The organism is Paraburkholderia largidicola, assembly GCF_013426895.1.
In the GTDB taxonomy this organism is placed as follows: Bacteria; Pseudomonadota; Gammaproteobacteria; order Burkholderiales; family Burkholderiaceae; genus Paraburkholderia; species Paraburkholderia largidicola.
In genome coordinates this window covers 2006822-2019592 of sequence record NZ_AP023176.1, presented here as the reverse complement: position 1 = coordinate 2019592, position 12771 = coordinate 2006822, and the positions used below count along the sequence as shown (strand labels likewise).

Sequence of the window (12771 nt, the reverse complement as noted above, 5' to 3'; positions counted from 1 at the left end):
TTGAAGGCCTTGCGTTCGAGCTTCTCACTCCATGACGCGTCGCTCATACCATGGTATGAGCGACATGCCGGTGCTTCGGCGACTACATTGCATTCCGATAGATCGCGCGATTTGCGCCAACCGGTTGCAACATGTCCACGGAGCCAGCCATGAGCATCAGTTTCGACATGAAGATCGAAATCGTCGTCATCCCCGTATCGGATGTCGATCGTGCGAAGCGCTTCTATGGAGACCTGGGCTGGCGGCTCGATCTCGACTTCACATCCAGCGAGGGCGACTATCGCGTGATCCAGTTCACGCCGCCCGGCTCCGGATGCTCGATCATGTTCGGCAAGAACATGACGGCAGCAACACCAGGCTCGGTACAAGGCATTCATCTTGTCGTGTCGGACATCGTGGCTGCGCGGAGCGAACTGATGCGTCGTGGTATTGAGGTGAGCGAGCCGTTTCACGACGTAGGCGGCGTGTTCCATCATGCCGATGGGAAATGCCAGGAGTCTGGCCTCAATCCGGAGCGGAAGAGCTACGCGTCATACGCAACGTTCGACGACCCCGACGGCAACGGCTGGGTGCTCCAGGAGGTGACCGCGCGCCTCGCGGCCGGCCTCGAGTTGAATGACCCGAGATTCACTCGCGAGGTGCTCGCCGCGATTCATGGCGGGACGACGGCTTGAAGCGAGAGGCTCGCGCTTGCCGTGAAGTTCTATCGCAGCGCCCGGCTGCACAACACGACATCGGCAAGCTCATGCAGTTGGGACTGCAACGAAAGGCGGATGTCGACATCCATCTCGATCGATACACGGGCAAAGTAAATCAGCCTGGTCATTGAGATGCCCGTGAAAGTGCGGCATATACCGTAACGGGCGATGTCGCCTTTCGAGCGAATCGGATGCGCCCCATTTAATCGGGCGGTGGATTTTCATAAAATCGACCCCATATTTCGATAATCGGGATCGATCATTTTCCCCATAATCGTGCGCACTAAAAATTAAAACGCATGAATGGCGCATTTGTATTACGAAAAACCCGAAAAAATAACCATATCGATCATGAATTTACTTTTTCCGGGCCGTCGCGGGTGAATCTTCCCTGATCGATACTGCTTCACGAAAGCATATCTCAAAATTTCTCCCAATTTACCGGCGACATTACCTTTTGGGTTTTTTTCGGGCAACGTTACATGAATGAAACGTTTATAATTCGTCTGCCTTGAAATAGTCTGTAATTAATACTTGATAGGAGTCGAGCAGAAGTAATTACTACCTAAGGCGCTTGCGCATAGAGGTGCCGTTTCGTCTCGTTCAGGCGGGTGCACGCAGGTTCCGCGTAGATGTCGACCGCGGAAATGTGATGCCCGTTGTCGCCTGTATCACGTGGATGTACTTCGATCCGTGAACCGGAAGGGTTCGTGGCGGCATGCTGCTGTCAAAACGCGCAGGACGACTCAGCCGTAGTTAAGGATTCCTGATCGTCAGGGGTCGGCTCGATCTGTCTATCAATTCATCTGATCTGACATCAGATGCGTACGGGGTTCTCTATCCGCGGCAACGCGGGGCCTCGTCACGTTCCCGGTCATCGAAAGCGAGATTGCATGAATACGTGTCCTGCTCATATTCGGACACAATAGTAAGCAATCCGTAATAAATACGCGATACCGGCTTCTTTGCATTTTCGAAAACGCCACAGCGGGACGATCTGTACACGATCTCGCTGGACTTTCGGGGAAAACCGATTTCACCGGGATCAACGAACAATGATGAGTTACTGGAAACTATTGGGGGTTGCGTCTGCAACCGTGCTGGCATCGTTTGCTGCCGAGCAGGCCTACGCCCAGGCATCGACAATTACCGTCGCAGGCCAGTCGTACACGCTGTGCGGCAAAGAGAATGGCAACTGCTCGTTCCTCGGAACGGCCTCTGTCGTGTTCGGCGCTGTGCCGCCTAACGCGCCGTCGGTGATGCTGACGGCGCCGCGTACGTTTACGAATGGCGTTGGCTGCTACGTCGGCGCGGTTTCGAATACCGACCCTGCGTACGGCTACGGAAAAGCATGCTGGGTGCATGCAGTCGCCGCCGGCGCGCCGACGCCGACTCCCACGCCGACACCGACGCCGACTCCCACGCCGACGCCGACTCCGACACCGACTCCCACGCCGACGCCGACTCCGACACCGACCCCCACGCCGACGCCGACGCCGACGCCGACGCCGACTCCCACGCCGACCCCGACGCCGACGCCCACTCCGGCTCCCGCACCGTCGCCTTCGTCCAGCGCGGCGCTTTCATGCGGCACGCCGGTGCAAAAGGCTGGCGGCACGCCGAACGGTCTGATCACGGCCGACACGCCGACCACTGACGGCCTGCGCGTGTTCCAGAACAACGCACCGTTCAACCTCACGGTGACGACGAACTCGCCGAACGCCGATACCGTGGTCTGGTCGATTGCCGATTCGAATGGCGCGATCAAGACGCAGGGCAGTTTCCCGGTCAGCGCTGGCGTGCAGACCAACACCATCTCGTGCAAGTCGACGTGGTCGGGCTATGGCGCGATCACGGCCACGCTGCGCGCGAATGGCGGCACGTTGCCGCATAGCGGCACGCGTCCGACGGGTATCGCGACGTTCGGCGTGCTGCCGAATCTCACGTCGGCACTCGGCACGGTCACGTATGCGCATCAGGACCAGCATCGCTTCGGCATGCAAGGTTTCAACGGCAACATCGCGGCGCTGCGCGCGCTGGGCATCACGTGGACGATCGACGACCGTCAGCAGTCGCAGATGGAGCCGAACGGTCCGAACACGTACACGCCCAGCGTGAACGATCTCGATCCGTTCTATAAGGCCAATCCTGACCAGATGCGTATCGTGCGTCTCGACGGCATTCCTGCGTGGAATTCGAAGACGGGCCAGTTCACCGACAGCTATTACGCGCCGAAGGATCTGAACGAGTACCAGAGCTTCATGGCGAAGGTCGGCACGGACACGAGCCTGATCCGCGCAGCGAACTACCCGAACCAGCAGAGCAACTACTATCAGGTGACGTGGGAGCCGAGTCTCGGCTGGGCCGATAGCGATGCGAACTTCGTCGCGATGTACAAGGCTGCCTACCAGGGCATCCACTCGACCGATCCGAACGCTGTCGTGATGGGCACGGGCAATCCGTTCGCAGCGAACTGCACGACCTGCACGACGGGCTATCTGCAGAAATTCGGCGCGCTCGGCCTGTGGAATTACATCGATGCCGTCTCGACGCACGGCTACTGGAATGCGGGCACGTACCCGGCGCATCCGCCGGAGCAATACGATTCGGATCCGAGCCCGGCGAACCAGGCTAACGCGCTCGACAATCAGATGGCGCAGCTGCGTCAGGTGATGCAGAACGGCAAGCCGAACATGAAGCTGTTCTTCACGGAAGCGGGCACGAGCTACGATCCGGGTCTGGCGTATGGTCCCACCGTGCCGTCGCAAAACCAGCTGTTCGCGCATGCGGCGGTTGGGGTGCGCTCGCACATCATCGTGCTGGGCGGCGGCGCGCAGCTCACGACGCTGTTCTATGGCGCGGACTATCCGGGCGAAGTGGGCTACGGTTCGTTCTTCGACCTGAACAATGCGCAGGGCGCGTTCGGTGCGTCGAACCTCTCGCCGAAGCCGGAAGCGATGGCATTCGCAACGATGACGCGTGTGCTCGACGGTACCAATACGCTGGGCCGCGTGAAGAACACGCCCTCGGGCACGTTCGTGTACGACTTCCAGCAGCTGAACAACGGCAAGGTCGTGACGGCCGCGTGGACGCACAACAACAGCCAGTGGCCCGCCAATGGCGTGTATAGCACGACCTATTCGACGAGCTATTCGCTGCAGGTGGACAACGCGGGTACGTCGGGCAACGTGACGAAGATCGACGGTTACGGCAACGTCACGACGCTTCCGTATTCGAACGGCCAGGTGTCGCTCACGCTGACGGAAGTGCCGCAGTACATCGTGTCGAACAACGCGACGGTCGCGAAGAACAACTCGACCGTGCCGGTTGGATACACGGGACAATAAGCGTCAAAGCGAGTTGTCTTTGAGGGACCCAGGAGGGCAACTTCCTGGGTCCCTTGTTCGTTAACGGGTACAGCACGCCGAATCGATGGTCGCCAGTGCCGGGTCGTCCGGCACGACCGGCCCGTCCGACAGCAGCACGCGAACCATATAGTTGTAGTCTTTTCGGCGTATTACGAAGGAGGAAGACGGAAGATAGAGGCGGATCGGGAGCCGAGGGCCATTTGGGCGCGGTATCCGGCGCTATAGATGCGTTTGCGACCGGAGACAGATGCCGCTGGCGCAGATCGGACGACAATGCGTCGTAAGGGGCGGTAAGCCGGGGCGGGGAACAAGGCTGGAAAATCGGAGCCAGTCCACTGTGTGCGGAGTGCGCGCACGTTTCCGTATGCAACCCGGTCGCCGTGGCGTCGCCTGATGCGCGTTGCCGCGACTCATCAAGGAGCCGTTTCATGAGAGACATGCCTGTATCCACATCGCCCGTGAGTCCCATCAAGGATGAACGCGTCAATCAGGTGCTGCAGCGCTTGAACGCGTCGCGCCGCTTTCCTGGGCGCGAGGCGTTTGGCGGGCCGTCGGGCAACGATCCGGAGGCTTTCGCCGATTACGGCTTTTCGATTCATCCCGATCAGGGCGAGTTGATGTACGTGCTGTGTCGCGGGATGCGCGCCACGCGGGTCGTCGACTTTGCAACTTCAATCGGCATGTCGGCGCTGTATCTGGCGGCGGCCATGCGTGACAACGGCGGCGGGCTCGTGATCGGATCGGAGCTGGTCGCGTCGAAGGCAGAGATCGCGCGTCAGAATCTGAATGAAGCGGGGCTCGCCCAGTACGCGGATATTCGTGTCGGCGATGCGCGGCAAACGCTGCGCGACGTAGGCGGTCCGATCGACTTTGCGTTGATCGACGGCTGGCCGTTGCCGGACGGGCCGTCACTCGCGCGCACGGTGGTCGAACTGGTCGCGCCGCAGTTGCGCACCGGCGGATACATCCTGAACGACAATGCCGAACCCGATTTTCTGGAGTACATCCGCGACCCGGCCAACGGTTTCATTTCGATCACGCTGCCGATCAAGCGCGGAACCGAGCTGGCGCTGAAGATCAGCTAGGGCTCGACGGTAAAGTGGAACGGGGTTGATTCATCAAAGTGTGTCTTAAACTTATTGCACTGAGCCTGGACTCATCGCACTGAACCTCTTTCACTTCCACATGCTCAAGATCCTTGGAAAGGCATCATCCATTAACGTTCGAAAGGTGCTGTGGACTTGCGCCGAACTGGATCTTCCCTTCGAACGGGAGGATTGGGGAACCGGGTTCCGGTCCACGCAGACGCCAGCGTTTCTCTCGTTGAACCCGAACGGCCTGGTACCCGTCATCAAGGACGGCGACTTCGTGCTCTGGGAATCGAACGCGATCATCCGCTACCTCGCGTCGCGCTACGGCGGCGCGCACCTTTATCCGGCAGATCCACTGATGCGTGCCGCCGTCGATCAATGGATGGATTGGCAGGCAACGGACCTCAACCGCTCGTGGAGCTACGCGTTTCTCGCTCTCGTCCGGCAATCGGCTGCGCATCAGGCACAGGCGGAGATCGCGACGTCGATTGCCAGCTGGACGGCGCACATGCGCATATTGGACGGACAGTTGCAGGCAACGGGCGCATTCGTCGCCGGCAAGCAGTTCTCTCTCGCGGACATTCCCGTGGGATTGTCGGTCAACCGCTGGTTCAGCACGCCTTTCGAACACACGCCATTCCCGGCCGTATCGGAGTACTTCGAGCGCCTGCGCGAACGTTCGGGCTATGGAGACTATTGCGCCAACGGGTTGCCATAACCGGCACGGATCAGGCGAGATGTTGCGCTAAAATCGTGGCACCGCCGGGACGAAAAAGCCGGGCGGTCTGGTACGAACACTGCTGCCAGTGCGACCGAGAACAACAACGCCGCTGTGCTGACGGGGAATGCGGGCCGCTCGACGACATTCAGGCAAACGTTGTCGGCCTGTTACCTGAGCGTGGCAACTGAGCTTGCCGCAACTCGATCCGTCCAGCCTGCCGAGGAACAATCAGCGGCGAACTACACATAAGGCATTATGTATTCGACCTTGCCAGCGTTCGTATCCGCGCTGTTCCTGGGCTTCGGTGTCTACGTCCTGCTGACTGAAGGCGTGACGCGTCTGTCGATGCCCTTCGCGCTGATGTGCATGGCGACCTTCGCGTGGCAGGGCACGTGGGCGTTCCTGTTTCAGACCACGAGCCCCGAAGCGGCCGGCATGCTGGTCAAGGCTGGCTACCTCTTCATCCTGTTTCTGCCGACGACGTTCTATCACTTCGTGACCGAACTCGTCGAACGGCGCGACGAGCGGCCCTTGCTGATGGCGTCGTATGCGTTGTGCGTGATACTCGCGGTGTTACTGGTGACGAGCGACGAGGTGGTTGCCGGCTTCGGCATTCATTTTTTCGGCGATTATCCGCGGGCGGGGCGCTTGCACCCCGTGCACGTGATGCAGACCGTGTTGCTCGCCGCTCGCAGCGGTTGGCTGCTGATCGTGTCGAGGCGTCAGGCGCGTGCGCGTCACAGGCGGCGTCTGCTGGGTCTCTGTCTCGTGAGCTTGTGTCTCTATTCGCTTGCGGCGAGCGACTACGCCGTCAACTACGGGTATGTCTTTTATCCGCCCGGCGTCATCTTCATTGCAATCAGCCTGGGCATTCTCGCTGTCACCATCGTGCGGCATGGTTTGATGCGGCAGTACTTTCTCGCCGCGACGGTCGCGCAAGAAGTCGCGATGCCGCTCGAAGTCATCGGCATGCATGCCGATGAACTCGGCAACGCGCTGCCCGAGTTGCTGCGCGGCTATCAGCTTGCGGTGCGGCACCAGTTGCTCGTGAACGGGCTGTATCCAGGCCAATCCGAGCGTTTGCCAACCCTGACCCGCGCAATTCGCCGTCAGATCGACAGCACGAGTACCGTGGTCGAGATGTCGCTTGCGTCGTTTACGCTGGACCGGCTCGATCGCCGGAGCTTCGGCCCGCAGTCCATCCGGCACTGCGTCGACTCGGCGCTGGATCGCTATCCGTTCTTGCCGGGCGAGCGCAGTCGCGTGTCCGTCATTCCGATCGACACGCAGTTGCGATTCTCCGGCACGGATTCGCTGTTCGTCTTCGTCATCTTCAACCTGCTGAAAAATGCCTTGTACGCAATCGAGTCGAGCGGCTCGGGCATCATCACGATCAGCGCGGGGCGCGATGGCGGCTTTTGCGTCGTCCATTTCAACGACACGGGCCCGGGTATCGCGGCCGACGTGCTGCCGCATATCTTCGATCCGTTCTATTCGACGAGGCAACAAGGACACGCAGGCGGCATGGGACTCGATTTCTGCCGGCGAGTGTGCGACGCGTTCGGCGGCACGATCTCGTGTGCATCGACACCGGGCGTGCTGACCACCTTCACGCTCAGATTGCCGGAACCGGGTTCGGCGGCGGACCGCGCAGTGCACGATCCGCCGGCACGGGCCCGGCGCTCGCGCGCCGGGCAGGGTGGAATCAATTAGTTCGTAACGGACGGCAGGATCACTTCATATTCCTTGACCCGCTCGATGATTCCTTCCGGGAAACGCCGGATCCGCTTGTCCATTCCGGCGAACAGGATCTGCTGATATCCGTGCGACACCGGACGTCCGTCCACGCAGAAGCGGAACAGCAGATACGCCGAACATTGCCGGACCTGGAACGTGTTCAGGTAGCAGTCGACGCGCTGGAACGGAAACGTCTCCTGCACGTATTCCTGATGCGCGCGTTTCGTGACAAAGGTGCCCCCTGCGGCCAGCAGATTGTTGTGAATGCACTCATGGAACCAGCGTTCCCGACACACGCCCTGCCACTCGAAATAGCGGGCGAAATACGTATTCATGAAGGCATTGGAGTCCTTGAGGTAGATGTCGATGACATGGTGAAAGGTCTTCTGAGGGGCCCCCTCGAGGTTATCGCTCGACAACAGTTCGGAAGTACGCGACAGAACTTGAGGGATGGCTTCGCGAGTCAACATGCATTGCTCCTTGGGATGGCCGCTAGCGGCGGCCACGCATTCCTTCTGCATGAAGGAATGCCCCAATTCTGGCCCCTCGACTGGAGTTTCCATTTCCGCTGCCGTTAATGGTCTGGTGGGGCGTGAACCGGCGACAGTCGACGGGAGCGGGGGCGCGGTTCCGCGCTGCACCCGTTTTCCTGCAATAACAGAGAGTTCAGCGATGAAAGTAGAAGATCTGATGACGAAGCGCGTCGTAACGGTCGGTTTCGACGACACGCTCGAAACCGTCAAGGACATATTCGAGCAATCCGGTTTTCATCATCTGCTCGTCGTTGAGGATAGGGAACTGCAGGGCGTGGTGTCCGACCGCGATCTGTTGCGGGCGTTGAGTCCGTTTATCGACAGCGTGGTCGAAACCCAGCGCGATGTCGGCACGCTGAGCCGGCGCGTGCATCAGATCATGAGCCGCAAGCCCATTACGCTGCGCCCGGACGCCGAGGTGAGCGAGGCCATCCAGCTGTTTCTGGCGCATCCCATCTCGTGTATTCCGATTGTCGACGGCGGGTCGAGGCCGGTGGGAATCGTCAGCTGGCGCGATGTATTGAAGGTCTGTTCGGAGATGTTGAAGTCGCCCGTCGATGCGGCCGGCGGCGTCGAGCCGGAAGCGCGCGCCTAGTCTCGGTTCATTTGCCAGCCAAAGCGCGATATTCCTGCGGCGCCATGCCATAGGCGCGCCGGAACGCACGCGTAAAGACGGACGCGCTTTTGAAACCCAGTCCGAAGGCAATCTCCAGTACCAGCGCGTGCGGATAGCGGATGAGGTCATCGGCTGCATGGCGCAGCCTGAGATCGCGGATGTAGGCGCCGAGGCCGCCCTCATGCTGAAACAGGCGATACAACGTCGAGCGCGGAAGCTGTAGCGCGCTCAGTACGCTTTCGGGCGAGAGTTGATCGTCGCACAGATGCGCGTCGACGTAGCGGTGCACCCGCTTGACCATGGCTGCTTGTGATTCCGTGCAGGTGTCGTCGCGCGCCAGGCGCTGCGGTAGATAGCAAACGTCAAATGGGGTAGCGCAGTGGTCCATGCGGAATTGTTCTTTGCCGGAGCGCGTCCGGAAGTTTCGAGGTGAAGCGACGCGCTTCTCTCGGGAAGCCATCCGTCGCCACCTGCATCTACGACTACAACAGCACGGCCCTATCGATTGGGTGCTGGGACGCTGCAATATCAGCCCCTCCATTCAGCAAGCGTTGTGCCATGCGGTCAAAGCCGATGGCAGCGGGAAAACCCCGGTGCCCGGGCGGACAATGTGGACGTTTTCGACCGCTGGTTATCGAAGACCTGGACGATTTCGGCCAATAGGCGATCGGGGCGCCGGCGATGTGCCAATACCGTCCACGCACGGGGCGAGCGCGGTCGTCCCGACGAAAAGGGGATAACCGCGAGGGAGTCCGGCGCGGCCTACGATGCCACGCCGGATAGAAGCGCAGAGGCAGCCGCGCGCCGGCTACGCGTTGCCTTGAGAAACCTCATGGCGCAGTTCGGCGAGCAACGCCACTGCGCTGGCGATCCGGCTAGTCGGGTCCGTGGGCAACGCGCGTAGTCCGCGTTCGAGCGTCTCGATCGCTTCCGCCCGGCGTCCCGTCGACCGAAGCAGGTCCGCGAGATGACGCGCGGCATCCACGCGCGCCGGCACGGAACCGAACGCGAGCGCCGTCGACAGGGCGGTGCGCAGCCCCTGTTCCGCGGCCGTCAGATCGCCGAGCGCCCATTGCGCCCGCGCCCGCGTAACCAGCAGTTCGCCGAGATAGACGCGTTCCTGGCGGGCCAGCGTTTCATCGATGGCGGCAGCGAGCATCGCCTCGCAGCTTTGCGCGCGCCCGGCGCGCAGCAGCAGTTCGCCGTGCTGCCACGCCATGAACGAATAGAACAGCGCACCGCCATTGCAGACGACATGATTGTCGAAACCGTCGAGCATGATGGTTTCCGCTTCGTCCGAATGGCCGAGCGCGCTGAGATGACAGGCGCGCAGGATCTGGCCCACGCCGCGATAAAACGCGAAGCCGTTCGCAATCGACACCGATTCGAGTTCGCTCGACAGGCTGCCGAGCCGGTCCGTGTCATCGAACAGGCACGCGAGCCACGAAGCGCCCTGCAGATTGACGGCATGCGCGAACGCATGCGGACCGGGTTCCGACGAACGCAGGATCAACATTTCCATCGCGCGCCGCGCCTGCCCGAATGCGCCGATCTGATAGGCGGCGAGTCCTTCGAAAGTCAGCGCGAGACTGGCGAGGTCGATGCCCTGCGAGCCGGTGCGCGTGTCGTTGCGCCCCACGCCGAGCAGATTGCCGCGCGCGAGACACGCCAGCGCTTCTTCGCTGTCGCCGAGCCAGAAGAGCGTGTTGGTCATCGCGACGTGGGCTTCGTCGAGCGACACGGGGTCGCGGCTGTTCTGCGCGCGCTGCAGCATGTCCTGCGCGGTGGCGCGCGCCTGCTTGAGTTGCAGTGTGGTCAATTGCGTCGTCCAGACGCCGAACTGGATCGCGGCGATTTCCGCTGGCTCGCAGATGCCATCGCCGATCGACAGCGCGGCTGCGTAACAGGCGGTCGCTTCCGCATAGAGCCAACCGTGCACGCTGCGCAGGCTCATGCCAAGCAGTCTGTAGGCATCGAACTGCAGGCGGCGCACGGCGTCGTGATCGGGGTTCGCCTGCAGCACGTCGAGGCAGCGGCGCAAAGGCGGAATGGCTTCGGCGAAGCGCGACGCCTCGACCAGCGCAGTCGCATGTTCGAGACACTTGCGGGCCTCGCGGTGATCCTCCTCGCGCGATTTCAGACGCCGCTCGATCGTCTTGCGACCGACGCCGAGCAACGTCGCCGCGGCGCTCTTGTTGCCCGCCGTCCGTTCGAGCGCGCGGTCGATCAGCAGATCTTCGGCGGCGGCCAGTTTGTCGCGTCCGTCGAGTTGCAGCAGCATGTCGGCGAGGCTCGCGCGCGAAACCGGACCGCTGGCTTCGTTGGCGAGAAACGGCTCAAGCGTGTCGACGTCGATCAGGGTATGTTCGGCCAGCACGCTCAACTGGCTGATCAGATTGCGCAACTGCCGGATGTGGCCGGGCCACGTGTGCTGGCTGAGCCGCCGCACGGCAGCGGGCGAAAACTCCAGATGCCGCGCCTGCTGCGAAGCGAAATGCGCCACCAGCGCGGGTATGTCTTCGACGCGCTGTTCGAGTCCCGGCACGGCAAGCACGAAGACTGCAAGCCGGTAGAACAGATCTTCCCGGAAACGACCTTCACGTGAGAGTTCGCGCAGATCGCGGTGAGTCGCTGCGACGACGCGCCCTTCGAAACGCAGGTTGGTCGAAGAACCGATGGGACGAAACGTGCGCGTTTCGAGCACGCGCAACAGTTTCGGCTGAAGGGCGAGCGGCAACTCGCCGATTTCGTCGAGCAGCAGCGTACCTTTGCCGACCTGCTGAAAGAGTCCCTGACGGTTTTCCGCGGCGCCGGTGAATGCACCTTTCACATGGCCGAATAGTTCGGCTTCGACGAGATGTTCGGGAATTGCGCCACAGTTCACGTCGACGAACGGTTCCTCGTGACGCGCGCTGCGCATGTGCACGCGGCGAGCAACCAGTTCCTTGCCCGAGCCTGTCGGCCCGAAAATGAGCAAGGCGTGATCGGTCGGCGCGACGCGATCGATCAGGCGGACCAGTTGACGGAATGCAGGCGCGGTGCCGATGAACCCGCCGGAATTCATTTTGTTTTGGGCGAACGGAATGACCGGGGAAGAACTCATTGGCAACTGGGCTCCAGATAAATCCGCGCATGGGGTGCCGGGACCGTCCGCGGCGAAACTGGAAGTATGACGGGTTGTGCGGGATCGGGTGCTTTGAAATTAATCGGCGACGTTATAGTACCTGGGAATGGGCACGCGCTATTGTTTTGTGAATGCGTGCGATCTTTCTATGCGGTGCCTGGAAGGCCAGACACCGCTACCTCAATTCAAAAAAGTTCTCTACGCCTTCGAAGCAGGGCGTGTCGAAACCTTGTCGTACCACGTCTGCAACGCGTCGAATTCCGCTGGAATGGTCATCTTCATGCCAGCTGCCGCAAAGTCTATCGTCACCAGCGTCGTGATGTCGGCCGCTGAAAATGCGTCACCCGCGACGAACGGCACTTGCTTGAGGCGATCATTGAAGTCGGCAAAGAAGTTGGCCACGCGCAGCTTGCTGCGTTCGACGATCTCGGGAATCTGTTCGTAAGCATGCGGACCTGACAACGCGCGACCTTTCAGGCCGGCTACAGCATTGCGCACACCTTCCATCACCGCCGCAAATCCGTCGAGTTCGGCGCGTCGTTCCCACATTGCAATCAGCGCTTTCTGTTGTGGTGTGGTACCCAGCAAGGCGGGCTTCGAAGGATACGCTTCTTCGACATAGCGCCAGATTGCCGGGACTTCGCCAATCGTCGTGCCGTCGTGCAGGGCAAGCGCAGGAACCTGGCGACGCGGATTGATCGCTACATACGCTTCGGAGAATTGCTCTTTTGCGCCAAGGTCCACGGCTTGAGTCGGGATCTCGATGCCCTTCTCGGCAAGAAAAATACGCACGCGGCGAGAATTAGGAGAAGCTTTGGATTCGTAAAGCGTGAGGTCGGTATTCATGTTCTGATCCAGTTCGATAAAAAGTTCTGGCTCGCCC

General features: G+C 60.9%; 11 protein-coding genes. 7 read left to right on the top strand and 4 right to left on the bottom strand.

Going from position 1 to position 12771, the window contains the following annotated elements; genetic code table 11:
* Positions 1-149 precede the first annotated feature (149 nt).
* The 6 genes from PPGU16_RS37760 (at position 150) to PPGU16_RS37740 (ending at position 7591) form a co-directional block, all read left to right on the top strand.
* Positions 150-674: a VOC family protein gene (locus tag PPGU16_RS37760; protein WP_180725903.1), complete on the top strand. Its 525-nt coding sequence runs from the start codon at positions 150-152 to the stop codon at positions 672-674.
* Between the two features lie 1375 nt (positions 675-2049).
* Positions 2050-2355: an MSCRAMM family adhesin SdrC gene (locus PPGU16_RS42815; RefSeq protein WP_243460695.1), complete on the top strand. Its 306-nt coding sequence runs from the start codon at positions 2050-2052 to the stop codon at positions 2353-2355.
* On the top strand, positions 2297-4045 hold the full coding sequence (locus tag PPGU16_RS37755; RefSeq protein WP_243460694.1) for a glycoside hydrolase family protein: 1749 nt from the start codon (positions 2297-2299) through the stop codon (positions 4043-4045). The genes PPGU16_RS42815 and PPGU16_RS37755 overlap by 59 nt, the downstream gene beginning before the upstream one ends.
* 458 nt (positions 4046-4503) lie before the next feature.
* Positions 4504-5151 carry an O-methyltransferase gene (locus PPGU16_RS37750; protein WP_180727221.1) on the top strand — a complete coding sequence of 216 codons (648 nt, stop codon included), beginning with the start codon at positions 4504-4506 and terminating at the stop codon, positions 5149-5151.
* A 100-nt stretch (positions 5152-5251) separates the two neighbouring features.
* A complete protein-coding gene (locus tag PPGU16_RS37745) occupies positions 5252-5875 on the top strand; it encodes a glutathione S-transferase family protein (RefSeq protein WP_180725901.1) in 624 nt (207 codons plus the stop codon).
* Between the two features lie 258 nt (positions 5876-6133).
* Positions 6134-7591: a sensor histidine kinase gene (locus PPGU16_RS37740; protein WP_180725900.1), complete on the top strand. Its 1458-nt coding sequence runs from the start codon at positions 6134-6136 to the stop codon at positions 7589-7591.
* Here the strand turns inward: PPGU16_RS37740 and PPGU16_RS37735 are convergent.
* Positions 7588-8085: an acyl-CoA thioesterase gene (locus tag PPGU16_RS37735; protein WP_180727220.1), complete on the bottom strand. Its 498-nt coding sequence runs from the start codon at positions 8083-8085 to the stop codon at positions 7588-7590. The two genes, PPGU16_RS37740 and PPGU16_RS37735, sit on opposite strands and share 4 nt — an antisense overlap.
* A 202-nt stretch (positions 8086-8287) precedes the next feature.
* Here PPGU16_RS37735 and PPGU16_RS37730 point away from each other — a divergent pair, with 202 nt between their 5' ends.
* A complete protein-coding gene (locus PPGU16_RS37730; RefSeq protein ID WP_180725899.1) occupies positions 8288-8743 on the top strand; it encodes a CBS domain-containing protein in 456 nt (151 codons plus the stop codon).
* Positions 8744-8750: 7 nt separating this feature from the next.
* On the opposite strand, the gene PPGU16_RS37725 is transcribed toward PPGU16_RS37730, so the two are convergent.
* The 3 genes from PPGU16_RS37725 to PPGU16_RS37715 all read right to left on the bottom strand — a co-directional run bounded on the left by PPGU16_RS37725 (position 8751) and on the right by PPGU16_RS37715 (position 12734).
* Entirely contained in the window at positions 8751-9224 is a 474-nt protein-coding gene (locus tag PPGU16_RS37725) for a helix-turn-helix transcriptional regulator (RefSeq protein ID WP_238269371.1), read from the bottom strand.
* 348 nt (positions 9225-9572) lie between these two features.
* A complete protein-coding gene (locus tag PPGU16_RS37720) occupies positions 9573-11867 on the bottom strand; it encodes a sigma 54-interacting transcriptional regulator (protein ID WP_180725898.1) in 2295 nt (764 codons plus the stop codon).
* 219 nt (positions 11868-12086) lie between these two features.
* Positions 12087-12734, bottom strand: a complete 648-nt coding sequence (locus tag PPGU16_RS37715; protein WP_180727218.1) for a glutathione S-transferase family protein — start codon at positions 12732-12734, stop codon at positions 12087-12089.
* Positions 12735-12771: the final 37 nt, after the last annotated feature.

Coding starts and splice junctions, on each gene's coding strand:
- PPGU16_RS37725 (WP_238269371.1), bottom strand. CDS start 9,224: ATGGCTTCCCGAGAGAAGCGCGTCGCTTCACCTCGAAACTTCCGGACG.
- PPGU16_RS37750 (WP_180727221.1), top strand. CDS start 4,504: ATGCCTGTATCCACATCGCCCGTGAGTCCCATCAAGGATGAACGCGTC.
- PPGU16_RS37735 (WP_180727220.1), bottom strand. CDS start 8,085: ATGTTGACTCGCGAAGCCATCCCTCAAGTTCTGTCGCGTACTTCCGAA.
- PPGU16_RS37760 (WP_180725903.1), top strand. CDS start 150: ATGAGCATCAGTTTCGACATGAAGATCGAAATCGTCGTCATCCCCGTA.
- PPGU16_RS37740 (WP_180725900.1), top strand. CDS start 6,134: ATGTATTCGACCTTGCCAGCGTTCGTATCCGCGCTGTTCCTGGGCTTC.
- PPGU16_RS37720 (WP_180725898.1), bottom strand. CDS start 11,867: ATGAGTTCTTCCCCGGTCATTCCGTTCGCCCAAAACAAAATGAATTCC.
- PPGU16_RS37745 (WP_180725901.1), top strand. CDS start 5,252: ATGCTCAAGATCCTTGGAAAGGCATCATCCATTAACGTTCGAAAGGTG.
- PPGU16_RS42815 (WP_243460695.1), top strand. CDS start 2,050: ATGCTGGGTGCATGCAGTCGCCGCCGGCGCGCCGACGCCGACTCCCAC.
- PPGU16_RS37730 (WP_180725899.1), top strand. CDS start 8,288: ATGAAAGTAGAAGATCTGATGACGAAGCGCGTCGTAACGGTCGGTTTC.
- PPGU16_RS37715 (WP_180727218.1), bottom strand. CDS start 12,734: ATGAATACCGACCTCACGCTTTACGAATCCAAAGCTTCTCCTAATTCT.